Source organism: Mycobacterium riyadhense, from assembly GCF_963853645.1.
GTDB classification, from domain to species: domain Bacteria; phylum Actinomycetota; class Actinomycetes; order Mycobacteriales; family Mycobacteriaceae; genus Mycobacterium; species Mycobacterium riyadhense.
The window spans coordinates 241,662-266,424 of the sequence record NZ_OY970456.1 but is presented as its reverse complement, the minus strand read 5'-3'; the positions used below and the strand labels follow the sequence as shown (position 1 = coordinate 266,424).

Below are 24,763 nucleotides of genomic sequence, written 5' to 3'. Positions count from 1 at the left end.
ACTTCGCCGCTACGTCCAATACCCATCCGCTAACGCCCAATAGCCGGCAGCTATCGAGCCTGGAATCCGCTGCTCATCACGTTCGATAGACAGCGTGAATCGCCGAATAGCGACCCGGTCTTGGACACGGCCTCGATGACCAGACAACAGTAGTGAGCATGACCACATCGTCGCGACTGACCGACGGCTTCCACCTCATGGTGGACGCGCTCCAGGCCAACGACGTCAACACCATCTACGGGGTTGTCGGCATCCCGATCACCGACCTCGCTCGCACCGCGCAGGCGGCGGGGATCCGCTACATCGGCTTCCGCCACGAAACCTCGGCCGGCAATGCGGCCGCGGCCGCCGGTTTCCTCACCCAGCGGCCCGGCGTGTGCCTGACGACGTCCGGTCCCGGTTTCCTCAACGGGCTGCCCGCGCTGGCGAACGCCACCGCGAACTGCTTTCCCATGATCCAGATCTCCGGCTCTAGCCAGCGGCCGATCGTGGACCTGCAGCGCGGCGACTACCAAGACATCGACCAGCTCAACGCCGCTCGACCGTTTGCAAAGGCGGCGTACCGTATCGGCCGGGTCGAGGACATCGGGCGTGGTGTCGCTCGAGCCATTCGTACCGCGATCTCCGGCCGGCCGGGCGGTGTCTACCTCGACATCCCCGGCGAGGTGCTCGGCCAAGCCATGGACGCTCGTGTCGCTGCCGACACTATCTGGCGGCTGGTCGACCCGGCGCCACGCCAGCTACCGGCGCCGGACGCGGTCGATCGCGCTTTGGACGTGCTCGCCCGGGCGCAGCGGCCTCTCGTCGTGCTGGGCAAGGGCGCGGCATACGCGCAGGCCGACAACGTGATTCGGGAGTTTGTCGAAAAGACTGGCATTCCCTTCCTACCGATGTCGATGGCCAAGGGGCTGTTGCCCGACTCGCATCCGCGATCCGCGGCCGCGGCCCGGTCGCTGGCGATAGCCCGCGCCGATGCGGTCCTGTTGGTTGGCGCGCGGCTGAATTGGCTACTCGGGCATGGAGAGTCGCCGCAGTGGTCGGCGGACGTCAAGTTCATTCAGGTCGATGTCGCAGCGTCGGAATTCGACAGCAACCGGCCGATCGCGGCACCACTGACCGGTGACATTGGTTCGGTGATGTCCGCCCTGCTGGACGGCGTGGCCAACCATCCGATCATCACGCCCACGGCGTGGGTGAGCGAGCTCACCGATCGCAAGGCCCGCAATGACAGCAAGATGCGGGAGCGGCTAGCCGACGATCCGCACCCGATGCGGTTTTACAACGCTCTTGGCGCTATTCGCACTGTGCTGCAACGCAATCCGAATGTCTATGTGGTCAACGAAGGGGCCAACGCGCTGGACCTGGCCCGCAACGTCATCGACATGGAGTTGCCACGACACCGGCTCGACACCGGAACGTGGGGCGTGATGGGCATCGGGATGGGCTACTCGATCGCCGCGGCCGTCGAGACCGGGCGGCCCGTCGTCGCAATCGAAGGTGACAGCGCATTCGGCTTCAGCGGCATGGAGATCGAAACCATCTGCCGCTACCGGCTGCCGGTCACCGTCGTCATCCTCAACAACGGCGGCGTCTACCGCGGCGACGAGATCGCGGCCGGTGCGGCCGCATCAGGAAAAGACCCCGCGCCGACCGTGCTCAACGCCGCGGCTCGGCACGAACTCATTGCAGAGGCCTTCGGCGGCAAGGGATATCACGTGACCACCCCGACTGAGCTAGAGTCGGCTCTCACCGAGGCGCTTGCGTCGAACGGCCCCGCGATCATCGACTGCGAACTCGACCCCGCCGCAGGGGTAGAAAGCGGACACCTCGCGAGCCTGAACCCCACCAGCGCGGCGAAGGGTTAGCGTTAGACCGCGAGCAGACGCGGTCAGTGCCGCTGCACAATGGCCCTTAGCTGCGCGTCGAAGAATTCGTTCAGCTTCAGCCTCTGCGCACACGCGGTGAGCGCGCGCACGACCGGCGATCCCGGCCCGGCAGCGTTGGTGGCAAGGGCGATTTGGACTTTCACGGGCGGGTCAACCAGCTCGACCGCACGGATCTCGCCGCTTGTTGCCGTCATCCACAACCAGGTGTGCGGCACGATACACGCCGAGTTGCCGGTTACCACATGTGCAAACAGCGAAGCGACGGAGTCCGTCTCAACCTGGGGGCTGACGGTGATGGCGTGTTCGGCGAAAGCCGCGTCGATGACCTGTCGGTCCGTCATATCCGGCGTGAGCAACGCCAGGGGCAGTTGCGCGGCGTCCCGCCACCCCAACGTCGACACCCCGGGCGACAACATGTCCGCCGGCGACAGCAGCACGAAATGCTCTTCATACAGCGGAACTAGGTCCACGTCGACAGAGTCCTCGGGCGCGGGATGCACCATGACGGCATCGAGTTCGAAGTCGCGCAGCCGTCGGTACAACTCCGTGGTTGCCAGCCGAGAACTGATGTGCACCTTTGCCAAAGGATGCGCCGAACAGAAGGCCTCCAGCACTAGCGACGCCGTCGTCGAGGCGGTCGGAACCGTCCCCAGCCGAAGTGTCCCGGTGATCCCGGACCGCACGGCGTCCACCTCGGCCTTGAACGCATCGTGTTCGGCGAGAATCCGCTTGGCCCACACCACCAACCGCTCCCCCTCAGGAGTGAGCCCCTCGAAGCTACGCCCGCGGTTGATCAGGGTGACGTTGAGTTCGCGTTCGAGCTTGGCAATCGCCGACGACAACGCGGGTTGCGACACATAGCACTTCTCGGCGGCCCGGGCGAAGTGCCGCTCCTGGGCGACGGCAACAAAGTACTCCAGCTGACGGAAGAGCATCCGCACCTCCCCGGCATTCGGGTACCGACCTCGCTGAGGCTAACGTGTCGCCAACGGCTCGGCAACGACTTGGTTCGCAATGACTTTCGACCAAGCGCACGGCAGGCGCACCCGGCTACCATGACGACCAAGCTAAGCCGGGTCGCTGGCTAGCATTGTTTGCTGCGACACCTAACGGGTAGATAGACACTAGAATGCCGTTGTGTTGATCGCACCATCTCGAAGGGTGGACGCTATGCCTCGAGTTGTACGTTATCTATTCGTTATGGTAGCGATTACGGTAATGGCCGTGGCGGTGTCTGGTAATCCCGCTACCGGCGCCGTGCCGGTACCCACGCCGGCTCCCGGCGTTGCTTCGATTTTGCCGGCCAATGGCGCGGTGGTGGGCGTGGCACACCCGGTGGTGGTGACGTTCACCACACCGGTGACCAATCGCCGCGCCGTCGAGCGGCGGATTCGGGTCATCTCGCCGAACAACATGACCGGACACTTCGAATGGGTCGAAAGCAATGTCGTGCAGTGGATTCCGGACCACTATTGGCCGACCCACACCCATATCTCGGTCGGTGTGCAGGAACTGACTGAAGGCTTCGAGACCGGCGACCAGCTGCTCGGTGTTGCCAGCGTCTCCGCACACACCTTTACCGTCAGTAGGAACGGGGAAGTGCTGCGCACGATGCCCGCATCGTTGGGCAAGCCGAGCCGCCCGACGCCGATCGGTAACTTCAACGCGATGTCCAAGGAACGCACCGTCGTGATGGACTCGCGGACCATCGGCATCCCGCTGAATTCCCCCGACGGGTACCTGATCACCGCCTCGTACGCGGTACGCGTCACCTCAAGCGGCGTATACGTGCACTCGGCGCCGTGGTCGGTGAACTCGCAAGGCTACGCCAACGTCAGCCATGGCTGCATCAATTTGAGCCCCGACAACGCCGCGTGGTACTTCAACGCCGTCACTATCGGCGATCCCATCCAGGTGATCGGCTGACCGTAGTCGTGCTCTGGTCGTGGCGAATGACTCGCCAATCCCGCCGAGCAGACGCAAAAGCCCCCAAAACCGTGCCAAAATGGGGGCTTTTGCGTCTGCTCGCGCAGCTGAGCCGAGCCGATCAAGCCATCCCGGCCTCGACGATCTTTATGACGACCAACCCAACCGCTAGGGCTAGATAGCCGCGCAGGGTGAACAGACCCGCTCGACGCGCCGGCGACATCACCGGACGATCCAGGGCGGTCAGGTTAGGGGTGTGCCAGTTCGCCCGGTCCTGGTAGCGAAGAGCACGCCGCTCGGAACGCGTCAGCAGCGGGGTGTCGTCGTTATACCGACGACCGGTGATGATCACGGCGGCACCGCCAACCACACCGAGCGCCGCACCGGCCGCCAAGCCAAGCTCGATGGTGATCGTCGACAGGTTTGGGAAGAACGTCGTCGCGGTCAGGGCCAGCGACAGCAGCACCAACGCCCACACAATGGTCCAGGCAACAATGTTCTGCCGCACTGTGTTAGACCACGGGCCCATGATGGCGCGGTCGTTGCAAAGCAGAACCAAGAACACCGTCGCGGACGGCAACAGGACACCGGCGAGCGCCTGCACGCCTTGAGTCACCAAGCCCAGGATGTGGTCGGGGCTGAATGCGATGGCGGCCGAAATCGCAAGGAGCGCGGCATAGCCACCGTAGAACAAGGGCGCTTCGCTGATCTTCCAATGCAGTGAGTGTCGTTTGCCGAGAGCGTCACCAACGGCATAGGTGGTGGCCAGTCCGATGGCGTTCGCGCCGATCAACGATGCGTCCAGCAGGATGATCGCGAACAGCACCCCCACGGTGCTGCCGAGGTGATTGGCCAGACCGGTGGCGACCGCACCCGCGTCGGTGAAGTTTCCAGCGTCGGTGGTGCCGGCCAAGCCGAACGCGCTAACCGCCATCAACGCGGTGCCCCCGACCATTACTACGACGATGCCGAGGACCAAATCGGCTCGCGCATAAGGAATCCAGCGTGTGGTGATGCGCTTGTCCACCACATTGGACTGCTGGAAGAACAGCTGCCACGGCGCAACCGTGGTGCCCACTATCGCCACGATCAGCAGCAGCAAGGTGGAGTTGAGCCCGCTGGGGAACTGCGGCATTAACCCGCCGACGGTCCCTTTCCACGTCGGATGCACCAGCAGCGTCATTGGGACGATTACCACGTTCACCGCAATCAGCAGGAACATCAGCCCTTCCCAGCGCCGGAACGAGCCCCCGGCTACCACGGCGAACAACAACACGGCAGCGGCCGGGATGGCGACGATCCTTGGACAACCCAAGAACCCCAATGCCATTGAAACGCCGATGAATTCGGTGACTATCGTCAATGCGTTGAGCAACAACAGATCGCCGACGCTGAACGCACCCCAGAACTTGCCGAACCGCTCAAATATCAGTCGCGCGTGCCCAACTCGAGTGACCGCGCCCAGCCGCAACACCATCTCCTGATTGACATACAACACGGGAATGAGCAATGTCAGCGTCCATAACAGGGCCATCCCGTAGTTCTGTCCAGCCTGCGCGTAAGTCGCGACACCGCCGGCATCGTTGTCACCGACCATCACGATCAGTCCAGGCCCAATGATGACCAGCAGTGTGCGCAGCCGTTGCCAACGTCCGCTGATCGCGCCGGGGTCGTCGCGGCGAATGCGGCCGAACGCGCCGACGATGTCGCCGGCGTGTGCCGAGTCCAGTACCGGTTGACCGGACAGTGGCGCGGTGGGCAAACCACCACGAAGCTGGGTGGAGATCGAAGTCATCGGATTCTCGCTATCTCAACGAGGGAGGGGACAGCGGCGGGCGCGGGGCAAGCGCCCGCCGCTGAGTTGATGTCGGCGAAACGAATTGCGTTCGTTGTGTCGCGCTAGGCGGCAAGCACCGCGATCGGTGTCATTGCCACGTACCGATCGGCCCGGTCCTGCGCCGTCATGTCAAGCGACGCGCGCACCTTGCCGGTCAACCGCCGACCCATCCGCTGCAGCGTCGATTCCCGCCCATTCCATACGCGAGTAACACGGTGTGCAGCAATAAAATTCATGGTCATTGTGGTCATGATCTGCTCCTGCCGGAGGCCCGGCCGGCGTGCGTCATTCCAGCGCGTCAAAGCGCTCTCAGGCAAACGAAGGAATGCCGGAACCGGATCGGGACAAGACGGATTTTGGATAGGGACTATCGCTCGGACTCATCTCGCCCTCACCTCCTCTCGGCCAAGACACACGCGGGTGTCACAACAGTCACTGCACGATAGGGGCCCGAAAAGGAGGCGAAACGCCCGGCGGTCAACCGCCGAACACCCCCACTCGACGGAGCTTCGGCACTGCACGGCGTATCCAGACCATCGTCTGGAAGCCACTTGGGCTCAACCCTTAAGCCGGGAAGAGCTGTCCTGACCCGGGGCGTCTCTCGACGTTCGGGGTCAGTGGCCTGTGTCCGTGCAGACGCCTCACCTACCGAGGTGTTTGCGGGTTCCATGCTTACACCCAAAACTGGCGCCCGTCAAACTCGCCTACCCTCGAAGGATGGCCACAACTTTGCGGAGTCCCAGCGTCGCGGCGGCGCTCGCCCGGATGTATACCGAGACGAACAACCAGATGCCAAGGTTGCGCGCGAAACATGGCGAACTCGAACGGCTATCGTCAGCAACCTCACAGGAACGCGCCGACGCGATGAGCGAGTTCTACATCCCCGTGACTCCCGAAGCCGGCCAACTGTTGTACGCGCTGGTTCGGGCAACGCGTCCCACCACGGTCGTCGAATTCGGGATGTCCTTCGGAATCTCGACGATCCATTTGGCTTCGGCCGTGCGCGACAACGGCAACGGCCGGGTGATAACCACCGAACTCAGCGAAGCCAAGATCGCCGCCGCGAAGCAGACGTTCCACGAAACCGGGCTGGACGACCTGATCACCATCCTGGAAGGCGATGCGCTTTCCACGTTGGCGAGCCTGTACGGACCGGTCAATTTCGTGCTGCTCGACGGTTGGAAGGAGCTGTACCTACCGGTGATCAAGCTGCTGGAACCGCGGTTGTCCCCGGGTGCGCTGATCGTCGCCGACAACGCCGAGGCCGCCGATACACGGCCCTACCTCGACTACGTGCGTAGCCCCGACAACGGCTACGTGAGCTTCAACTTCCCCGCCAGGCAAAGCGACAGCATGGAACTCAGCTGTTGGGCAACGGGTTAGCTACCGGAGCGATTCCTCGAGCCACGGGAGTAGCCATTTCGCACCCTCCGGTGTGAGGTGAACCCCGTCGCTGCGCACCTTGATGCCGTCGACCTTGGCGGTGTAAACGCCGTCGGGGCATAGCTTTTTGTTCAGATCGATGATCCCGACATTGGGATGTTGTCCAACCGCGTTGCGCAACATGGTGTTCCACTGGTTCACCCGATCGGGTTGATCTTCTGGGTACAAGCGGCCGTCCGGCTTCTCGCCACCCCGGCTGTACGGCACGGTAGCAACCATCACCCGAACACCGGTGGAGCCCACTATATTCAGCGCCCGATGCAGCTCGAAGTTGAGGTACGCGTCGAAGGTTGGGTCGCCGATGTGGGTCCACTGTCCCTCGTTGACCCGATCTACCGTCTCCCAGCGGCCGATGATGAGGAGCGCGACGTCCGGCCGGTCCTGGCCGATCTGGGTCGTCCATCTGCCCGGCCAGGCATCGCACTCCGCGCGCTGTTCCAGGGTTTGTCCGATGTAGCTATACGGCGTGCCGCGCACCAGGCTGCAGCCGATGACGGTGTGGTCGATGAACCTGAATCCGGGTGTCGGCGGTAGATAATGCATCAACGTCCACCCGATCGAGTCACCGAATACCGAAACGGTGAACGGCTGGTTGGGGTCTCGCGGCCCGGGAGCCGGCCCCGGCTGACCCGGCGGCGACGGGGACACCGCGGCGACCGCGGACACGCCAGGCGGAAGGCCGACCTCGCGCAGCCCCGGACCGGTTCCGACGGGGACCACCAGCATCGTCGCCGCGGCCGCGGTCGCGACGGTAGCCGCCGCCAGCGGTAGTAGCGGCACTCGTTCCGGTCGCCAGCGCCGGATCGGTTGTTCGATCAGCCACCACGACGCGAAGGCCACTGCCACTGTGAGGGCGCACCGGGCGCCGAACAATCCAAGGCCGGTCCAGCCGGTGCGTTCACCGTTGAGTGCCAGGAAGATTGGCCAGTGCCACAGATAGACGCCGTACGAGATGGTGCCCAGCCACACCAACGGGCGCCAGGCCAGGATGCGGGCCACCAGCCCGCGCTGCTCCAGTGCGACCGGGGCGACGACGAGGACGGCGGCAGTCGCCACCACGATCAGCAGACCATGGCGGAATTCGCCCGCGCTTCCTGTTGCATAGTGAGTGATCGCCGCCAACCCAGCCAGACCGACGATCGGCAGCAGACGGGCGATCCGGCGCCCCCACCGGGTCCGGATCAGACACCAGCCCCGATTCAGTGACGGCCAATCCCGAACCAGCAGAGCCGATGCCGCGGCACCGACCAACAACGCCTGGGCACGGGTATCGGTGCCGAAATAGATGCGATCACGCGTGGTATCCGAAGTGAAGACGATGGCGGCGGCCGCGGAGGCAATCGCGCCGAGGGTGGCAATCACGAAGGTGGCGAATCTTACGTGGCCCACGGTGGTTTTGGCGAAGTAGCGCTTGGCCCGCGCCGCCAACAGCAGGGTCACCGCTATCAGCAGGAGCGGCCAGACGAGGTAATACTGTTCTTCCACCCCCAGGGACCAGGTGTGCTGCAGCGGCGAAGGAGGCGCGCCCTGGGTGAAGTAGTCGGTCTGCTGTGCGACAAAGCGCCAGTTGGCAATCCAGAGGAACGCGGCGATCGCGTCGCTGCGTAATCCGGTAAGGGCTTGGTAGGGAAGCAGTTCGCGCGCCGCGGCGACGGTGAGCACCATCAACACCAGTGCCGGCAGCAGTCGGCGCGCACGGCGAATCCAGAACCCGGTCAAGTCGATGCGGCCGGTGCGACCGAGCTCGTCGAGCAGTAACGACGTGATCAGGAATCCGCTGAGGACGAAGAAGATGTCCACACCGATGAAGCCGCCACTCACGCCTGGGATGCCGCCATGGCCAACAAGAACCAGCGCGACGGCTATCGCACGAAGGCCATCCAGCGCGGGAATGCCACTGCGGCGCTCCGACTGATCCCAGATCGCATTGCGGCCCGCGCGCCGCACCGGGGCCACCCATCGGGGCCGCCTAACAGAACGCGCCGGCGCGGAGTCCGTCCCGCCCGGCTCAGTGCTCGCTGTTAGCGCGCCCCGACCACGTTGTCGCCCGGCGCCGTAGTTGCCGCCAATACGTCGCTACCCCTCCTCTTGACCTCAGCAAGCTTAGAGGCGGCGGCACCAGATCTGCGGACGACACGCTAGGCCGGTTCGGCATCCGCAGTAGCCAGTCCAAGCTCGCCGAGGACCTCGGCCGTGTGCGCGCCCAGCTCGGGGGCCGGGCCAGCGACTCGCCCCGGTGTTCGGGAAAACCAGGTCGGCACGCCGGGGAACCGCACCGGGCCGTTGCCGGTGCTGACGGTCTCGAAGAAGCCGACGGCGTTGAGGTGCGGATCATCGAACAACGCCGCCGGACTCGACAACGCCGACGCGGGTATTTCCAACTCACGGAACAGTTTTAGCCACTCCTCAGTGCTGCGCTGCGAGATCGTCTCGGCCAGCAACGCATACACGGTGTCGATCTCGCGCGCCCGCGCCTCCAGCGTCGCGTACCGTTCGCACGCCCACGCCGGCCGCACCGCGTCGACGAAGGCGGCCCAATGCCGGTCGTTGTAGATCAGCGCGGCGATGTGCCCGTCGCAAGTGCGATACGGCCGCCGGTTGGGCGCCACCGTGCGGGGATAGACCGCCGCGCCCAATGGTGGCTCGAACATGGCGCCATTGGCATGCTCGACCAGCATGAACGAGGCCACCGCCTCGAACATTCCGACTTCTACCTCTTGGCCTTCACCGGTGCGCTCGCGGTGGAACAGCGCCATCATCGTCGCGTAGAGCGCCGTGAGGCCGGCGACCTTGTCCGCCAATATCGTTCCGACGTAGTTGGCCTCGCCGGTGAGCTGCTCTTGAACCGACGGCAGGCCGCAGGCCGCCTGGATCGTGTCGTCATAGGCGGGCAGGTCCTTGTTGGGTCCACGCCGCCCGTATCCGTAACAGTTGGTGTAGACGATGGCCGGGTTGATGGCCGCGACCTCGGCATAGCTGAATCCGAGCCGGGCAACCGCCTTGGCCCGCATCGAGTGGATGAACACGTCGGCGCCTTCGATGAGCGCGCGTAGGGCGGTCTGACCGGAGTCGGACTTCAGATCGAGGGTGACACCACGCTTGCCGCGGTTCACGTTGACGAACACTCCGCTCATGCCGGGGGCCGGCCCGACCGAGATGTAGCGGGTGTCATCCCCCTGCGGGGGCTCGATCTTGATCACGTCGGCGCCCATGTCGGCCATGATCTGGGTGCAGTAGGGTCCCATCACCATTGCGGTGAGATCGACGACGCGCACACCCACCAGCGGCCCGGCGCTAGACATGATGCACACTTTCCCGCCTGGCCCAAGCGGCCGACTCGAAGCTGTACCGAATGTGGTCCGCATGCCCGTCTGGGACGGCGGGGAATACCCGCGGTGCGTTCAGATCCCGGATGGCGTTCAGCTGTTGGGCCACGTCCTCGGTTGACCACGAAAGACGTTGCACACCAGGCATTTCAGAGACAACAGCTGGCGCGACCCGACCTGCGATGGCAATCAGCATCTCGCCGTTGACCGGGTCGGTATGGTTCGCCGAGGTATGACCAGATGCCTCCTTGGGCAGCCGTGCCCTCGCTAACACCATCGTTGTAACAGCCCGGTGTGCATACTCAATCGAATTGGCTGTTGTCAATTGCGGTCTCCCGGATATGTGATCGCCCTGCAACTCGTCATTGGCGGCGATCCTATTACCGGTTTCTGTGCAAGAGACCGTGCAGACCCTTAACCGCTTGAGCGCCTCGGCAGTCTCGGGGTCGCCGACGATGCCCTCGATCCGGCGAGCCTTCCGAAGCTGCGATCTCTCGTACGGAAAGCTACTTCAAGCGTGTATTCGCGACGGTTGGTAGGCTGCTACGGCGCCACGAAGGCCCCGCCTTCCCGCCGACCGAAGACCGATTTGGACTGAGTATCGTTGAGATTCAGCGAGAAATCACCGCGGTACTCATTTCACCGGGATTGGCCGAGCACCTCAATGTTGCCGGTCGTGACCAACACCGGGCCTGTAATTTTGCAGGGCTCTACTCGAACCTTCGCTGCGGAAATACAGGCTCGGACAGCCCCGCCGCGTCCGCCGTAATGTTGAGGGGCGTGGGCACCAGGTCGATCGCCGGACGTCGGGTTCGTTGGGACGACGAACGCGCCGCGAATGCCTACGCACGCGGCTGGTGGGTGCGCGGCACGCTGGCCGATTCGCTGCGCGAAGCCGCGCGGCATACACCCCAACGGGTGGCGCTGATCGACGCCGATCTGCACGTCGACTGTCAGACCCTCTACCAACGGGCAACCATGCTGGCGCAGGCGCTGCACGCACGCATTCCACCCAGCAGCGTGGTGTCGTTCATGCTGCCCAATTGGCACGAAGCCGCGGTGATCTACCTCGCCACAACGCTGGCCGGAATGGTGGCCAATCCCATCCTGCCGTCCATGCGGGACCGCGAATTGCGGTTCATCCTCGAAGACGCCGACAGCCGCATCGTCTTTGTGCCAACACATTTCGGTCGTCACGACTACATCGCGATGTTGCAGCGGGTCACGGCGCAGTTGGAAGCTCCGCCGCAGGTCGTCGTTGTGCGCGGGCATCCGGGTAGCGGGCAGATTACGTTGGAGTCATTGCTCACCCACGGGGTCGCCGCGCAGCTGCCCGCCCTGAATCCCGATGCCGTACGTATGATCCTCTACACCGCCGGGACCACCGGCCGTCCGAAAGGCGTGCTGCATACCCATAACTCGATCCATGCACTCATCCGTCAGATCGGCCGGCACTGGATGGTCGAGCCGGGCGACACATTCCTGGTTGCGTCGCCGATTGCGCACATCGGCGGTTCCATCTATGCGTTCGAATGCCCGTTACTGCTGGGCACGACCGCGGTGTTGATGGATCACTGGAACGCCGACCAGGCGGTGGCGCTGATGCAGGCGCAACGGTGCACACATATGGCCGGCGCAACGCCGTTCCTCGAGCAATTGCTGGCGGCCGCGCAACGTAGCGGTACCCGGTTGCCTGACCTGAAGCTGTTCGTATGCGGCGGTGCGTCGGTGTCGCCGTCGTTGATCAATAGGGCCGCAGCCTATTTCGATCACGCTGCCGTCACCCGGGTATACGGCTCGACGGAAGTGCCGGTCACGACCATCGGCTCTCCGGATAGCTCCGACCACTCCGCAGACACCGACGGCCACCTCGGCATAGCCGAGGTCAAGCTTGTTTCCGGCGAAATCCGAGTACGGGGGCCACAGATGCTGGCCGGCTACCAACACCCTGCCGACGAAGCCGCATGCTTCGATGCCGAGGGCTACTTCCGCTCCGGGGACCTTGGCCGCTGGGTCGACGATGAGTACCTCGTCGTCACGGGACGGCTCAAGGACATCATCGTGCGCAATGGCGAGAACATTTCGCCCAAGGAGGTCGAGGACATCCTGGCCGGCCATCTCGAAATCGCCGAGATCGCCATCGTCGGAGTGCCCGACGATCGCACCGGGGAGCGGGCGTGCGCGGTCGTCGTACCCACCGCCGCAAGGCACGGGTCGGACGCCGGACTGGAGCTAGCGAGCCTGCGCAGCTTTCTGGAGGCCGCGGGCGTTGCACGGTTCAAAGTGCCCGAGCAAGTGGTTATCTGGGATGCGCTACCGAAGAACGACGCGGGAAAGATTCTCAAATACCAGATCAAGGCGGCACTGATGAAGGCAGAGCGGTGACATGGAGGTGGCGATCGTCACGGGGGCGACCGGCGGAATCGGTTTTGGTTGTGCGATCAAGCTCGCCGAGATGGGCATGGCGGTGCTGGCGACCGGACGCAACGAGGACAAGCTGGCCACACTGACGCAAGCGATCAATGACCCCGATCGGGTGGCCACCCACGCCGTCGATCTCACCGAGGACGACGCGCCCACACAGATCGCGAACGCCGCCGTCACCCGGTGGGGCCGGATCGACTTCCTGATTAACGGCGCCGGGGTGGGCAGCCCCAAGCCGCTCCACGAAACCGACGACCAATCATTGGACCACTTCTTGGGTTTGATGCTGCGGGCACCGTTTCGACTGACGCGCGAAGTGCTGCCGCACCTGCGGCCCGGCTCAGCAATCATCAACATCACATCGACGTTCGCCGTGGTGGGCGGCATGCGCGGCGGCGCCTACTCGGCCGCCAAGGGCGGCCTCACGGCCCTGACCACCCACATCGCCTGCCAATACGGCGCACGCGGAATACGCTGCAACGCAGTCGCTCCCGGGGTCATACAGACGCCTATGACCGCGCGGCGGCTGCAGGACGAGCAGTTCCGGCGGATCAATGCCGAGATGACACCGCATCAGCGGTTGGGCACGGTCGAAGACGTCGCGAGCACCGTGGCGTTTTTGTGTTCTCCCGGTGGCGCTTTCATCAACGGTCAAACAATCGTCGTGGACGGCGGATGGAGCTCGACAAGATACCTCTCGGAGTTCGCGTTGACTTCGGAGTGGAAGGCCGCTCAACGCAATTCAACGTGACGGCGGATTGCCGGCCAACACTTGGATGTGCGCTTTGACTAGGCGGCGGCGGTGGCGTTTAGGTTTACGGTAACTCCATACTCGGCCATGAGCGGGAAGACCTTGGTCGCGATGATCTTCAGATCGTCAACATAGTCTGGCACGATGAGCATGAGCGCGTCGAGCTCTCCGTCGATCACCGTGGCCGCCAGCCGACTAGCGAGCGTTTCGGGAGCGCCGACGATCGTTCCCGGCAAGACTGAGCTTTGCACGGTGAGCGACCTCGACGCCTTGCTCAGCTCTTTGCAGCTACGGTTCTGCTCATAACCCGCCACGGCGTCGGCCTGTGCCTCCCGATCCATGCCCGCTTCGAAATAGTCGAGCCTTGCCTGCGCCTCTTCATCGGTACTACCGGGAATCGCGGTGATGACGCCGAAGATCTTCAGATTGGGCTTATTCAATTCCTGCGCCTTGCGTTTTGCGTTTCGGGTCGTCTCGGTCAGGTTCGGGTCGTCACCGGTCGTGATCAAGGCGGCATCGCAATTCTCAAACGCAAATCGTAAACCGCGCGACGATGCCCCGGCATTTACCAGTTGCGGCATGCGCGAGGGCTTCGGACGCATGGTCCCTCCCATTGTTTCGAAGAACCTTCCCTTATGCGTGACGACCTCGTCGGTCCAAAGCCGCTTGACCACGTCGAGCCATTCGTCGGCTAGGTCATAGCGCCCGTCATGATCCAGGGCGTCGTTCCACATCCCTAGATGCGCCAGGTCCAGATAGCTACCTCCGGTCACCAGATTCAGCCCGACGCGCCCCGGCCCGATCTGGTCGAGCGTAACCGCCATCTTCGCGACCAAGGCAGGCGGGAAGATCGTCACATGGACGGTACTGAAGACGTTGATGCGGCTGGTCGCCTGAAGGAGCGCCGCCGAGGTCGTCACCGATTCCAGTGAGTACCACCAATGTTGAGACGGCCCCCTGAGGCCGCGCCAATTGGCAGGGCTGAGAACGAAGTCGAAGCCGAGGCATTCCGCGCCGCGTACGATTTCCAGCACGCGCGTGTACTCGGCCGTTTCAACCGCGGGAGAGTGAACCGAGCGGATCCATCCGTGATTGCTGATCGGAATGAATACACCCGATCCTATCGTCTTCTGCATGAAAAGTTCGCCTCCGCAGTATCGCTCGCATCGTTGCCGTTCGATGAATGGTCAAGCCCGGCCGCGACGGGATGTAACTGAAAAATCTCGGCAACCATATGCCGGTGCGCCTGATCCTGCACGCTGAGCGCGGCCAGCCCGCAACGGGCCACGACGCCAAAATCCGCAACCGCGCTCGACGCAGCTCGGATGCCGCGTTCTTCGCCCTCGATGCCGTCATTGCCGTTCGACGGCTACCGCGAATTCGTATTCAAGCAACCGTTTTAGTCGCTGCGCGGCGGCCGCTGATCATTGGGATCGTTTGGGTCGGGCTCGCCAAACCACCGCGACGGTCCTGCGCGACGTCGTACAGTTCATCGCCGCCGAGATTGCCGAGCTCCTGGAAACCACGCCCGGGGCGCGGTCAACAGCTCCTTGCAGCGGACCCGCGCCCACCTCGCCCAGGTCTCCCCCACCGAAGACTCCCTGGCCGAGCCCAACGACGCGACGCGCCGCGAATTGCTCGACCGCTAAGCCGGTAAGCCGAGCGACAATGCAACACATCGCTAGACAGCCAGGAAGTTTGGCGCGCAACAAGCTGGCCGCCGCAACCCACGGACCTACCGACTCCTCACGTCGGCCGATGGTCGTCCCACGCCCAGAATGTAGTTCGCGCTCAACCCGATTCGAAGTGACGCCGAATGCCGCCGAGCATCGCGGCGTGCGCTTTAACCGCCTCGCGGGCGGTGAACGCGGCCAGGGGCCGCGGCGCCGCTATCCGTAGCTTCTCGGTAAGACGGGTGCCGCCGCCAATCGGTGCAAAGGTTACCGTTCCGCGTAGCCGCACTCCTGGCCACTGATCGGCCTCGGTCTTCACATCGCCTACCACGGGGACATCCAGCCGAGCCCGATAGGAGAGCTGAGTAACGAACGGGCCCAACGAAATTCGATCTACCACCCGATAGTGTTGCCGGTAGCCGTCCGAGGTTTCGGTGCGAGACAGCGCTTCCACGGACACGATCAGCGGGTGCACGACTTTGATGTTGTCCAGATCCACATAGAAATCGCGAACGGCGTCCGGTGGCGCGGAGACCTCTGCGGTGAGCATGCGCTCGGCGTGGACGATCCAACAGCTCATAGCTGCCCGCCGAGCATCGCGAGCAGATCGGTTGTGCGCCACCAGATCAGCACGACGAAAGCACCCAAGACAGCGGTCGTCACGCCGGCTTGGATGGCATTGCGACGTTCCCGGGGCGCGTATACAAACGCGGCGGCGACCAGCGCACCCGTGATCAGCCCACCTACGTGTGCCTGCCAGCTGATCGGCTGCGAACCGGCGGCCGGGGCGACGAAAGTGAAGGCCAAGTTGATCACGATGAGCGTGACAACCCAGCGGACGTCAAGATTGAGCCGCTTTGCCACCACGAAGGTGGCTCCGAAGAGACCGAACACCGCCCCCGACGCCCCCGCCGTCGCCGTGTTGAGCGGTGCGATCAGGTAAACCAGCACCGAGCCACCCAGCGCGCTCAGTGCATACAGCGCCCCGAATCGCAATGCACCCAGACACATCTCCAGCGGCGGACCGACGACAAACAACGCCCACATGTTCAGCAGCAGATGCATCACGCCGTAGTGCAAGAACGCCGCCGTCACCAACCGGTACAGCTGACCATCGGCGGCCGCGGGTGGCCACAGTGCGAGCTGCCGTTCCAGACCCACCGAAGTCATCTGCAGTGTGAAGGTCAGCAGATTCACCGCGATCAGCACATACGTGACCACCGGGTGGGCAGACCGCTGCCGTCCGCCGAATTGCGAGATGGGTTGGCGAACAGTCCGGGCGCCCGCTGCCACGCACTCCGCGCACTGGTGGCCGACGGGGCTCACCCGCATACATTCCCCGCAGATGTACCGATCACATCGGGTGCAGCGGACGTAGGTCCGGCGCCCGGGGTGTCGATAGCAGGCTGGTGACTCCGGCGTGCTTGGCCCACTCATCGCACCATTGTTGCTTGGGCCTTTCGCGGTGTATCGCGTTGACTTACGGTGCTTCTGTGAGTGAGCGCACGGGCGGGGTTGTTGAGCGCTATCTGACCTGCCTGGCCGGTCACGATTGGGACGGCCTGGCCACCACTATCGCCGATGAGGGATTGATCCGAGAGGGCCCGTTCTGCGACGTCATCGAAGGCAAGGAGCCCTACGTCAGCTACCTGCGCAGCGTTCTCACCCATCTGAAGGGTCATCGCTTGGATGTACAACGGATTTCGCATGTGGATTCTCGGGTGTCGTACGTCGAGTTGACAGAGACCTTCGAGATCGACGGTGTTCCCGCCGCGTGGCCCGAATGCCTGCTGTTCGAACAGTGCGACGACGGCCTGATTTCTCGCGTCAGCGTGTTCTTCAAGCAGCGGGGGGCCGACAGCAGGTCACCAGCAGGCTAGCTCGGCCCGGGAGCGCCGTCGAAGCCGAATATGGTGCCGCCCGTACCGCCGGCGCCGCCGGCCCCGCCGAACATACCGGGCCCACCGTCACCACCGTTGCCGATCAACCGGGCATTACCGCCTTGCCCGCCAGCGGCCGGCTGCCCAGTGCTGGTGCCGGCGCCACCACCGGTCCCGCCGTTGCCGATGAATCCGCCGGTACCACCGTTACCACCGTTGCCGCCAGCGTTACCGCCGATACCCGCTCCTCCGGTCCCGCCAACCCCGCCCTGGCCGTACAGCCCGATGGCGGTGCCGCCGTTACCGCCGTTGCCGGCAAAGGCACCCACCCCGCCTAACCCACCGGCGCCGCCGTTGCCGATCACGACGCCCCCGTTACCGCCGATACCGCCCGCCGACGAGTTTCCGCCACTACCCAATTGACCGTTGCCGCCGGTGCCGCCGTCACCGAAGAACCCGGCGTTGCCCCCATTGCCGGCAAGCCCGCCATTAACACTGCCGATGCCGCCGTCCCCGCCGACCCCGCCGTCGCCGAACACCCCGCCCGCACCGCCGTTACCGGCGCCCCCTCCGTCTCCGGTGTCGCCGAGGCCACCGGCCCCGCCGTGGCCGCCGTCGCCCATGAGCCCAGCGTTGCCCCCACGACCGCCAAGCCCGCCGTTGAGACTGCCAACGCCACCTTCCCCGCCTACCCCGCCGCGGCCGAACAGACCGGCATTGCCACCATTGCCAGCGTTCCCGCCGTTGCCGACACCGCCCTGCCCGCCTGTCCCGCCCGCGCCACCGGCTCCGCCGTTGCCGAACAGACCGACAGCGCTCCCGCCGACACCGCCCTGCCCGCCGTCACCCGTCATGACACTCACTCCCCCTGCACCCCCCACGCCGCCGTTGCCGAACAGCCACCCGCCGGCACCGCCGGCCCCACCCGGTTTGCCGGCCATCGAGGTCCCGGTGCCAGGACCGCCGATTCCCCCGGCCCCGCCGTTGCCGATCAAGCCGGCCGGACCACCATTACCGCCGGCCTGGCCCACCCCGCCGGACCCCCCATTGCCGCCGTTGCCGTATAACAACCCGCCTGGCCCGCCGTCTTGCCCGGTGTTCGGTAACCCGTCAGCGCCGTTGCCAATCAGTGGCCGCCCCCACAGCGCCTGGGCAGGCGCGTTCACTGCGTTGAGCACGTCCTGCTGCACAGCCTGCAGAACCTGCAGCGGTGACGCGTTGGCGAACTCGGCAGCGGCATAGGCGCTCGCACCCGAGTTGAGCGCCTCGACTAACTGGTCGTGGAACGCCACCGCTTGAGCGCTCAGCGCCTGATACGCCTGGGCGTGCGCGCCGAATAACGCCGCGATCGCTGCGGATACCTCATCGGCACCGGCGGCCAAGACACTGGTCGTGGGCACTGCGGCCGCGGCATTGGCCGCGCTGATCACCGAACGGATACCAGCCAGATCCGTCGCCGCCGCCGTAACCATCTCCGGCGCCGCGATCACAAACGACATTGGACACCTTCCCCTAGGAAGGCCAAACTTACCCCGCTCTCATCGCCAATCGGGGCAAACCTGGAACTGTGATACCTACGCGCTCGTACGTGAGGGACCTTGTCTTTCAAGCACGCCCAGATCCTGTTACCACTCGCGCCGCGCGACCTATGCACTCTAGCCAGGAGCGCGCCTGCCCGGTGGACGCGCCGGCGCCACCACAGGCCTGGCTGGTGCCGGAGCCGGCACCGGTGTCGCCGACGCCGGTGCCGCTAACCCCGCCCTGGCGGGGCCATCCGATCGCGTCACCAGCAGGTCGTGGTGTGCGGTCTGGACAGCCTGGAGCGGAGCTGCGTTGGCGGCTTCGGCGGCCGCATACGAGTTCGCTCCCGCGTTCAGCGTCTGAACAATCTGATCGTGAACCGTGACCGCCTGAGCACTCAGCACCTGATACGCCTGGGCGTGCGCGCCGAATAGCGCCGCGATCCCGGCCGATACCGCGTCTGCACCCGGGGCCAAGACCCCCGAAGTCGGGATCGCTGCAGCAGCGTTGGCCGTGCTGATCGCCGAACCGATGACCGCAAGATCGGATGCCGCCGCCGCCACCAGCTCCGGGTATGCGTTTACAAACGGCATTTAGACACCTTTCACCAGGCCCGAGGACCAATCGGATTCATACGGTCGCCATTGCTAAAGATCGGCAGAAATAAATCGTAACCGGGCCCCAGAGGTGCCCCGTGCACTAATTTTCTTGGACCCCTTGATGCCGTATTCGTGTGTTGGCCAGCTACGAGGGAGCGCAGCTCACCAGCCCGGGACCAACCCGTGCAAGAAACCCGATCGCTGGGTAGCCACGTTTAAGGCGCCCGAGGTGATAAAGCCCAGGTTGAGAACGCCCGTGCTTGAGGCGCCCATGTTTAGGATGCCCACGTCGCTCATGCCGGGATTAAAGAAACCCCTGCTGAGGGCGCCCGAGTTAAAGAAGCCCACGTTGTTACCGCCGGTGTTTCCGATGCCGGTGCTGTTCTTACCGACGCCGGAATTGAACAAGCCGACGTTCAGGTCACCTTCACTCGTATTATTTCCCACACCCGAGTTAAAGTCTCCGATGTTGAAGAAGCCCGAGTTACCCACGCCGACGTTTCCGAATCCTGAGTTATCGAGATCGAGTAACTCCGTAGCGCCGATAGCCGTGTTGAGAGTACCCGAGTTGAAGACACCGGTGTTGGTGTTGCCTGAATTGGCCCAACCGGTGTTGTGGGCACCCGAATTGAAGGAGCCCGTGTTGCTGCCTTGCCCGCCGCCAGAGTTGAAACTACCGAGGTTGAAGCCGTCGCCCGAGTTGAAGTTGCCCACATTATTACCGAACGACGAGTTGAAGTTGCCCACATTGCCACCGCCGCCAGCGTTGAAGCTACCTACGTTGAAACCGCCGGTCCCGGAATTGAAGCTACCCATGCTTGTGTCACCGGAGTTGGCGAAGCCCGTATTCAGACCGCCTGAGTTAGAGAAACCCGTGTTGAGGCTGCCCGAGTTGAAAAAGCCGGTATTCGTGACGCCGGAGTTCCCGATGCCGAGGTTTCCCTCGCCGGAGTTGAAGAAGCCGATATTGTTGGCGCCGGAGTTGAACAAACCGATGTTTCCACTGCCGGAGTCCAGCCCGCCGATACCGAATTGATTGTCGCCGGTAAGCCCGATGCCGAAGTTGTTGCTGCCGGTGTTACCGAAGCCCAGGTTGTTGTTGCCGGTGTTGCCGAACCCAATATTGTTGTCCCCCGCCGAGTTGCCGAAACCGATGTTTCGGTAACCGAGGTTTCCGCTGCCGATGTTGCCGTCGCCGATGTTCCCCGACCCGACGTTGGAATCGCCTGTGTTTCCGTTGCCGAGGTTGCGGTCGCCGTTATTACCTGAGCCCAGGTTGTTGTCGCCGGTGTTTCCGGAGCCCAGGTTGTTGTCGCCGAAGTTGCCGCTACCGAGGTTGTAGTTTCCGGTATTTCCCGACCCCAGGTTGGTAGTGCCGAGGTTTCCCGAACCGGTGTTGGCGTCGCCGCTGTTTCCGCTGCCTGAGTTGGCGTTGCCGCGGTTACCCATGCCGAGGTTGTCGTCGCCGGTGTTTCCCGAACCCACGTTGTTATTGCCGATGTTGCCGATGCCGAGGTTGAGATCGGACAGGCCCGGCACGGTCTGCAGCACCTGCTGCCACGACTGCAATGCCGCCGCGGCGGCCGAGGCACCGCCGTGGTATCCGACCATGGCCGCGACGTCCTGGGCCCACATCTGCTCATACACGCCTTCGGCAGCCGCAATTGCCGCAGCGTTTTGCCCGAACACATTCGACACCACCAACTGCACAAACGCCGTGCGATTGGCCGCCACCGCCAACGGATGAATCGTCGCCGCTCGGGCGGCCTCGAACGCGTTCGCGATCGTTTTGGCCTGGGTTGCCGCCCCGGCAGCGCGCGCCGCCGCCGCGCTTAGCCACCCGGCATACGGCGCTGCCGCGGTGATCATCGCCTGCGAGGCCGGGCCCTGCCAGGCCTGGTTGGCCAACGCCGACGTCATCGAGGCGAACGAGTCCGCGGCCGAACCCAACTCCGCGGCCAACCCGTCCCACCCGAGGGCCGCCTGCAGCATCGGAGCCGACCCCGCCCCGGTGAACATCCGCAACGAATTGACCTCGGGCGGCAACACCGAAAAATTCATCACCACGACCCCTTCTCAACGACAGCACCCCTGTGCCGGAGCAGCGTAGCAACGCTGTTTGACACGTGTCACAATATTGAGAATATTCGTGTGCGACCACGTATTTACAAGTCCCACTTGTAAATTCGCACCTGGTGGCGCCTCGCCGGGTTCCTCTTCGACGCACTGCTGCTCACCACCACCACACCGACGAACTACGGCTGCAGTACAAGCTCGAAATAGCCTGCTCGACAAGCGCTTCGGCATTGCCCGACGACCCCACCTATCAAGCGACACGTTTTGTAACATCTCAGGCTGTTCCCTGGTCAGCGGAATTGCCTTACTGTGAATCGCGTGGAGTCACACGGAACGCCCGAATTGGTGCCCGTCGAAACATTGCATTCAGGTGACCCGATCACTGACGGCGGTCAACGTTACATAGTTCTTGAGTCGAAGGCCGTCGGCGACAGCTGCGTGGTCCTCGAACTCGAGTCCAGGGTTGACCATCAACTTCAGGTCATCGAGAAGTCGTTCCCGACCGGGTACCACGTCGGCAAGGCAAACCACCGAATTCTGTAAACCGCGCCTGTAGTCCCTCTACTGCGGCAGCGAGCCCGTGCGCGGGCTGCCGATAGTTCATGCAGTGTCACTGCGCGGCGGACGTTGATCGTTGGGATCGTTTGGGTCTGGTTCGCCAAACCAGCGCGATGGCTCGTGCTGACCGTATTCGTCGTGCCAATCCCACCACTCGTACGGCGGGGTCTGCGGGTAGCCCTCCGGGGAATCCTCCCAGAGTTCCTGCCGCCCAAGTGCCGTCATGTCCAGGAAGCTCCAGGTGGTGCCCAGCGCCTCGTCACCACGGTTGTTGATGAAGTAGGTGCGGAACACCCGGGAGCCGTCGCGGATGAACGCGTTGGTGCCGTGCCACTCGTCCACGCCGAAGTCCGCGTCCCATGAATGACCGCTGTCGTCGATGATCGTGTACCACGGCATCTGCCAGCCCATCCGCGCCTTCAGGCGATCGATGTCTGATTGCGGCGCCCGCGAGGCGAACACCAGCGTGGTGTCCCGGGCATTCAGATGGGCAACGTGGCCGATGTTGTCGGCAACCATGGAGCAGCCTCGGCAGGCATGATCGGGCCAGCCATGCACGTCGGGCTGGAAGAAGGCGCGATAGACGATGAGCTGGCGCCGGCCAGCGAACAAACCCAGCAGATCGACCTTTCCCTCGGGCCCGTCGAACACGTACTCCTTGTCCACGGCGAGCCATGGCATGCGCCGCCGCTGCGCCGCCAGCGCGTCACGGGCACGCGTCAGCTCCTTTTCCTTGACGAGCAATTGCTGGCGTGCGGCTTCCCATTCCTGCACCGACACGATCTCGGGTGTCTTCATTTCGGTATTCCACCTTTCTGTTCTCGTTGCTTACCCACTCATGGCATTGGCGATAGTCCCGCCGATGCGAGTAGGTATGCGTCGTGGTCGCGTCGGCCGCCACTGGCGATCTCCAATACCGAGCGTGCGACTTGTTCGACGGTCAGCACCGGCCCTGTGGACCGCAGGAAGGCTTCGACATCGACGCCTTGGCGCTTGGCGTAGGCCGCCACCGCCGTCGCGCCCAGCTCGGTTGCCGGGGTCAGTCGCGGCAGCACCGAGATGAAGGTGATACCCAGGCCGGCCCGTTGCGATTCGACGGCGGCGTAGCTGGTGATGAATTTGACGGTTGCCTTCGCACCCGCGTAGCCGCCGCTCAACGGCGACCCGTTGACCGCGGCCCCGCTGGAGATTGCGATCACCGCGCTGCCGGGCGCCAGCGGGCGCGCCAGCGCATAACGAATCCAGTGGAACGCCTGCGCGACGTCAACATTCCAGTTCTGGCTGAAGGTCTCCCAAGTTTGTTCCGGTAGCGGGATAAGCTGCGGAGCCAATCCGGCGCTCAGCACGATCGTGCGCGGCCGGTATTGCTCGATGAGCCGGCTCGCTGTCGCAGGGTCGGCCGCGTCGGCGGCCACCGGGGTAAAGGTGTCGCCGAGCTGCTCGCGCACGTCCTCGAGATGGGCGCGGGTGCGCGCGACACCGACGACGTGAGCACCGGCCGACGACAGCGACACCGCGATCGCACGGCCGAATCCGCGGCTGGCCCCGGTCACGATCGCCGTCGTGCCGGCGAGGCCGTCGGCATGGGTTTGCATGGGCTGGTTCACGGTCGTGCTCCCTTTCGACGTTCGATTGTGGTTATTCATGCAGATGCATCGCGGCGCCACGATTCATCGCTGCCCAGGTCGGCGATGATTTTTGGCCGCCGGAGCTGTCTACGTGGATAGCGAGGCAGATGGCCGTCGTTCCCGCCGCATACGACAGATGGAGCACGAGGTGCCGGTCCAGGAGAACTTCATCGAGCAGGCGGCGCCCTTTCGCGCCGAACTGATCGCGCATTGCTACCGCATGCTGGGTTCCGTGCATGACGCCGAGGATCTGGTTCAAGAAACATACCTACGGGCCTGGCGCGGGTACGAAGCGTTCGAAGAACGCGCGGCCTTACGGACCTGGTTGTACCGGATCGCGACGACCGCGTGCCTGCGTGCGTTGCAGAGCCGCGCGCGGCGGGTGCTGCCGGCCGGGTTGGGCGGCGCCTCGGTGGACCCGGAGACCCGTCTCGACGGCGCGGCCGCTGCGGGCAGCGCACCCGCCTGGCTTGAGCCGATCCCCGACGCCCTGACACCCGAAACAGCTTTCGCCACACGACAAAGTGTCCGGCTGGCGGTGATGACGGCCCTGCAGGAGCTGCCGGCGCGCCAGCGAGCCGCGTTGATCCTGCGTGACGTCGCGCAGTTCAGCGCCGCCGAGGTGGCCGAACTGCTCGAAACCACGCCCGCGGCCGTCAACAGCTCGCTACAGCGGGCCCGCGCACACCTCTCGGAGATCTCCCCCGCCGAGGAAGGCCTGGCCGAGCCCGATGAAGCCCAGCGCCGTGAATTGCTCGACCGTTACTGTGCGGCATTCGAAGACGCGGACATGGCCGCCCTCACCGAGCTGCTGCAAGCCGACGTCAAGCTCGAAATGCCGCCGGTGCCAACGTGGTTCACCGGCCGAGACGCCGTGCTGCGCTTCCTGGCCGCGCACGCCTTCACAAGAGCCGGCGATATCGTGATGATCCCGACCGCCGCCAATGGGCAACCCGCCGTCGCCGAGTACCGGCGCAGCGAAGACCACCTCATGCGGGCCCACTCGATACACGTACTTACCACGCGTGGCACCGAGATCACGGCCATGACCGTCTTTCTCGAGCCGGCACTGTTTACCGCGTTCGGTTTGCCGTCGGTACGGTAGTCAGGGTCGCGCGCGCGATCGGGCGTCGGTTGCGGGAGCCATTCTCCGGGACCACCACAGTCATTGATGACAACACACCGCACATCAATGGCGCCATCGGTGGACACGTCCTCATGGCGCCACCAGTATT

21 protein-coding genes, 1 pseudogene and 1 riboswitch are annotated in these 24,763 nt (G+C 64.2%); of the genes and pseudogenes, 8 read left to right on the top strand and 14 right to left on the bottom strand.

Features of this window, described 5'->3' with window-relative positions; translation table 11 throughout:
- The first annotated feature begins 158 nt into the window (after positions 1 to 158).
- Complete coding sequence (gene oxc / locus AADZ78_RS01145; protein WP_085252344.1) at positions 159 to 1,865, top strand: oxalyl-CoA decarboxylase; 1,707 nt, start codon at positions 159 to 161, stop codon at positions 1,863 to 1,865.
- A 23-nt stretch (positions 1,866 to 1,888) separates the two neighbouring features.
- Here the strand turns inward: oxc and AADZ78_RS01140 are convergent, their stop codons facing one another.
- Positions 1,889 to 2,821, bottom strand: coding sequence for a LysR family transcriptional regulator (locus tag AADZ78_RS01140; protein WP_085252345.1), 933 nt, complete (start codon positions 2,819 to 2,821; stop codon positions 1,889 to 1,891).
- Positions 2,822 to 3,056: 235 nt separating this feature from the next.
- On the opposite strand from AADZ78_RS01140, the gene AADZ78_RS01135 reads away from it, so the two are divergent.
- The gene (locus AADZ78_RS01135; protein ID WP_085252346.1) at positions 3,057 to 3,812 is read left to right on the top strand and encodes a L,D-transpeptidase; all 756 of its coding nucleotides are present in this window, start codon (positions 3,057 to 3,059) and stop codon (positions 3,810 to 3,812) included.
- Between the two features lie 121 nt (positions 3,813 to 3,933).
- Here the strand turns inward: AADZ78_RS01135 and AADZ78_RS01130 are convergent, their stop codons facing one another.
- Positions 3,934 to 5,607: an NRAMP family divalent metal transporter gene (locus tag AADZ78_RS01130; protein ID WP_085252347.1), complete on the bottom strand. Its 1,674-nt coding sequence runs from the start codon at positions 5,605 to 5,607 to the stop codon at positions 3,934 to 3,936.
- 104 nt (positions 5,608 to 5,711) lie between these two features.
- Positions 5,712 to 5,900, bottom strand: a complete 189-nt coding sequence (locus tag AADZ78_RS01125) for a hypothetical protein (protein WP_085252364.1) — start codon at positions 5,898 to 5,900, stop codon at positions 5,712 to 5,714.
- Positions 5,901 to 6,134: 234 nt separating this feature from the next.
- Positions 6,135 to 6,309, bottom strand: a riboswitch (M-box (ykoK) riboswitch).
- 57 nt (positions 6,310 to 6,366) lie between these two features.
- On the opposite strand from AADZ78_RS01125, the gene AADZ78_RS01120 reads away from it, so the two are divergent.
- A complete protein-coding gene (locus AADZ78_RS01120; protein ID WP_085252348.1) occupies positions 6,367 to 7,032 on the top strand; it encodes an O-methyltransferase in 666 nt (221 codons plus the stop codon).
- On the opposite strand, the gene AADZ78_RS01115 is transcribed toward AADZ78_RS01120, so the two are convergent.
- The 3 genes and pseudogenes from AADZ78_RS01115 to AADZ78_RS01105 all read right to left on the bottom strand — a co-directional run.
- Positions 7,033 to 9,039 carry an acyltransferase family protein gene (locus AADZ78_RS01115; RefSeq protein WP_085252365.1) on the bottom strand — a complete coding sequence of 669 codons (2,007 nt, stop codon included), beginning with the start codon at positions 9,037 to 9,039 and terminating at the stop codon, positions 7,033 to 7,035.
- Positions 9,040 to 9,230: 191 nt separating this feature from the next.
- Positions 9,231 to 10,394, bottom strand: a complete 1,164-nt coding sequence (locus AADZ78_RS01110) for a CaiB/BaiF CoA transferase family protein (RefSeq protein WP_085252349.1) — start codon at positions 10,392 to 10,394, stop codon at positions 9,231 to 9,233.
- Positions 10,387 to 10,644: pseudogene (locus AADZ78_RS01105) on the bottom strand (short-chain dehydrogenase); the annotation flags it as partial. The gene AADZ78_RS01110 and the pseudogene AADZ78_RS01105, both read right to left, overlap by 8 nt.
- A 554-nt stretch (positions 10,645 to 11,198) precedes the next feature.
- On the opposite strand from AADZ78_RS01105, the gene AADZ78_RS01100 reads away from it, so the two are divergent.
- Positions 11,199 to 12,803, top strand: a complete 1,605-nt coding sequence (locus AADZ78_RS01100) for an AMP-binding protein (protein ID WP_239656807.1) — start codon at positions 11,199 to 11,201, stop codon at positions 12,801 to 12,803.
- A gap of 1 nt (position 12,804) precedes the next feature.
- Positions 12,805 to 13,593 (top strand): SDR family NAD(P)-dependent oxidoreductase, encoded by a 789-nt coding sequence (locus AADZ78_RS01095; protein WP_085252351.1) that lies wholly within the window; start codon positions 12,805 to 12,807, stop codon positions 13,591 to 13,593.
- Positions 13,594 to 13,631: 38 nt separating this feature from the next.
- Here the strand turns inward: AADZ78_RS01095 and AADZ78_RS01090 are convergent, their stop codons facing one another.
- From AADZ78_RS01090 to AADZ78_RS01080, 3 genes are all read right to left on the bottom strand, one after another.
- Positions 13,632 to 14,729, bottom strand: coding sequence for an LLM class flavin-dependent oxidoreductase (locus AADZ78_RS01090; protein WP_085252352.1), 1,098 nt, complete (start codon positions 14,727 to 14,729; stop codon positions 13,632 to 13,634).
- A 655-nt stretch (positions 14,730 to 15,384) separates the two neighbouring features.
- Positions 15,385 to 15,846 (bottom strand): SRPBCC family protein, encoded by a 462-nt coding sequence (locus tag AADZ78_RS01085; protein ID WP_085252353.1) that lies wholly within the window; start codon positions 15,844 to 15,846, stop codon positions 15,385 to 15,387.
- Positions 15,843 to 16,703: a rhomboid family intramembrane serine protease gene (locus AADZ78_RS01080; RefSeq protein WP_085252354.1), complete on the bottom strand. Its 861-nt coding sequence runs from the start codon at positions 16,701 to 16,703 to the stop codon at positions 15,843 to 15,845. Before AADZ78_RS01080 ends, AADZ78_RS01085 begins: the two co-directional genes overlap by 4 nt.
- Positions 16,704 to 16,759: 56 nt before the next feature.
- Between AADZ78_RS01080 and AADZ78_RS01075 the strand changes: the two genes are divergently transcribed.
- Positions 16,760 to 17,146, top strand: a complete 387-nt coding sequence (locus tag AADZ78_RS01075) for a nuclear transport factor 2 family protein (RefSeq protein ID WP_085252355.1) — start codon at positions 16,760 to 16,762, stop codon at positions 17,144 to 17,146.
- Here the strand turns inward: AADZ78_RS01075 and AADZ78_RS01070 are convergent.
- From AADZ78_RS01070 to AADZ78_RS01060, 3 genes are all read right to left on the bottom strand, one after another.
- The gene (locus AADZ78_RS01070; protein WP_085252356.1) at positions 17,143 to 18,645 is read right to left on the bottom strand and encodes a PE family protein; all 1,503 of its coding nucleotides are present in this window, start codon (positions 18,643 to 18,645) and stop codon (positions 17,143 to 17,145) included. The genes AADZ78_RS01075 and AADZ78_RS01070 overlap by 4 nt on opposite strands.
- A 156-nt stretch (positions 18,646 to 18,801) precedes the next feature.
- The gene (locus tag AADZ78_RS01065; protein ID WP_085252357.1) at positions 18,802 to 19,260 is read right to left on the bottom strand and encodes a PE family protein; all 459 of its coding nucleotides are present in this window, start codon (positions 19,258 to 19,260) and stop codon (positions 18,802 to 18,804) included.
- A gap of 168 nt (positions 19,261 to 19,428) precedes the next feature.
- Positions 19,429 to 21,327: a PPE family protein gene (locus tag AADZ78_RS01060; RefSeq protein WP_204903493.1), complete on the bottom strand. Its 1,899-nt coding sequence runs from the start codon at positions 21,325 to 21,327 to the stop codon at positions 19,429 to 19,431.
- Between the two features lie 333 nt (positions 21,328 to 21,660).
- Between AADZ78_RS01060 and AADZ78_RS01055 the strand changes: the two genes are divergently transcribed.
- The gene (locus AADZ78_RS01055) at positions 21,661 to 21,885 is read left to right on the top strand and encodes a hypothetical protein (protein ID WP_083113642.1); all 225 of its coding nucleotides are present in this window, start codon (positions 21,661 to 21,663) and stop codon (positions 21,883 to 21,885) included.
- 57 nt (positions 21,886 to 21,942) lie between these two features.
- On the opposite strand, the gene AADZ78_RS01050 is transcribed toward AADZ78_RS01055, so the two are convergent.
- Both AADZ78_RS01050 and AADZ78_RS01045 read right to left on the bottom strand, forming a co-directional pair.
- On the bottom strand, positions 21,943 to 22,698 hold the full coding sequence (locus AADZ78_RS01050; RefSeq protein WP_085250409.1) for a DUF899 domain-containing protein: 756 nt from the start codon (positions 22,696 to 22,698) through the stop codon (positions 21,943 to 21,945).
- A 38-nt stretch (positions 22,699 to 22,736) separates the two neighbouring features.
- Complete coding sequence (locus AADZ78_RS01045) at positions 22,737 to 23,495, bottom strand: SDR family oxidoreductase (protein WP_085250410.1); 759 nt, start codon at positions 23,493 to 23,495, stop codon at positions 22,737 to 22,739.
- A gap of 169 nt (positions 23,496 to 23,664) precedes the next feature.
- Here AADZ78_RS01045 and AADZ78_RS01040 point away from each other — a divergent pair, with 169 nt between their 5' ends.
- Complete coding sequence (locus tag AADZ78_RS01040) at positions 23,665 to 24,633, top strand: sigma-70 family RNA polymerase sigma factor (protein ID WP_264033244.1); 969 nt, start codon at positions 23,665 to 23,667, stop codon at positions 24,631 to 24,633.
- Positions 24,634 to 24,763 lie beyond the last annotated feature (130 nt).

Bases quoted from the DNA above. Each gene is read 5' to 3' on its own strand.
- AADZ78_RS01070 (WP_085252356.1), bottom strand. From the start codon at position 18,645: ATGTCGTTTGTGATCGCGGCGCCGGAGATGGTTACGGCGGCGGCGACG.
- AADZ78_RS01045 (WP_085250410.1), bottom strand. From the start codon at position 23,495: ATGCAAACCCATGCCGACGGCCTCGCCGGCACGACGGCGATCGTGACC.
- AADZ78_RS01040 (WP_264033244.1), top strand. From the start codon at position 23,665: ATGGAGCACGAGGTGCCGGTCCAGGAGAACTTCATCGAGCAGGCGGCG.
- AADZ78_RS01125 (WP_085252364.1), bottom strand. From the start codon at position 5,900: ATGACCACAATGACCATGAATTTTATTGCTGCACACCGTGTTACTCGC.
- AADZ78_RS01095 (WP_085252351.1), top strand. From the start codon at position 12,805: ATGGAGGTGGCGATCGTCACGGGGGCGACCGGCGGAATCGGTTTTGGT.
- AADZ78_RS01110 (WP_085252349.1), bottom strand. From the start codon at position 10,394: ATGTCTAGCGCCGGGCCGCTGGTGGGTGTGCGCGTCGTCGATCTCACC.
- AADZ78_RS01120 (WP_085252348.1), top strand. From the start codon at position 6,367: ATGGCCACAACTTTGCGGAGTCCCAGCGTCGCGGCGGCGCTCGCCCGG.
- AADZ78_RS01140 (WP_085252345.1), bottom strand. From the start codon at position 2,821: ATGCTCTTCCGTCAGCTGGAGTACTTTGTTGCCGTCGCCCAGGAGCGG.
- AADZ78_RS01080 (WP_085252354.1), bottom strand. From the start codon at position 16,703: ATGAGTGGGCCAAGCACGCCGGAGTCACCAGCCTGCTATCGACACCCC.
- oxc (WP_085252344.1), top strand. From the start codon at position 159: ATGACCACATCGTCGCGACTGACCGACGGCTTCCACCTCATGGTGGAC.
- AADZ78_RS01130 (WP_085252347.1), bottom strand. From the start codon at position 5,607: ATGACTTCGATCTCCACCCAGCTTCGTGGTGGTTTGCCCACCGCGCCA.
- AADZ78_RS01135 (WP_085252346.1), top strand. From the start codon at position 3,057: ATGCCTCGAGTTGTACGTTATCTATTCGTTATGGTAGCGATTACGGTA.
- AADZ78_RS01085 (WP_085252353.1), bottom strand. From the start codon at position 15,846: ATGAGCTGTTGGATCGTCCACGCCGAGCGCATGCTCACCGCAGAGGTC.
- AADZ78_RS01090 (WP_085252352.1), bottom strand. From the start codon at position 14,729: ATGCAGAAGACGATAGGATCGGGTGTATTCATTCCGATCAGCAATCAC.
- AADZ78_RS01050 (WP_085250409.1), bottom strand. From the start codon at position 22,698: ATGAAGACACCCGAGATCGTGTCGGTGCAGGAATGGGAAGCCGCACGC.
- AADZ78_RS01060 (WP_204903493.1), bottom strand. From the start codon at position 21,327: ATGAATTTTTCGGTGTTGCCGCCCGAGGTCAATTCGTTGCGGATGTTC.
- AADZ78_RS01065 (WP_085252357.1), bottom strand. From the start codon at position 19,260: ATGCCGTTTGTAAACGCATACCCGGAGCTGGTGGCGGCGGCGGCATCC.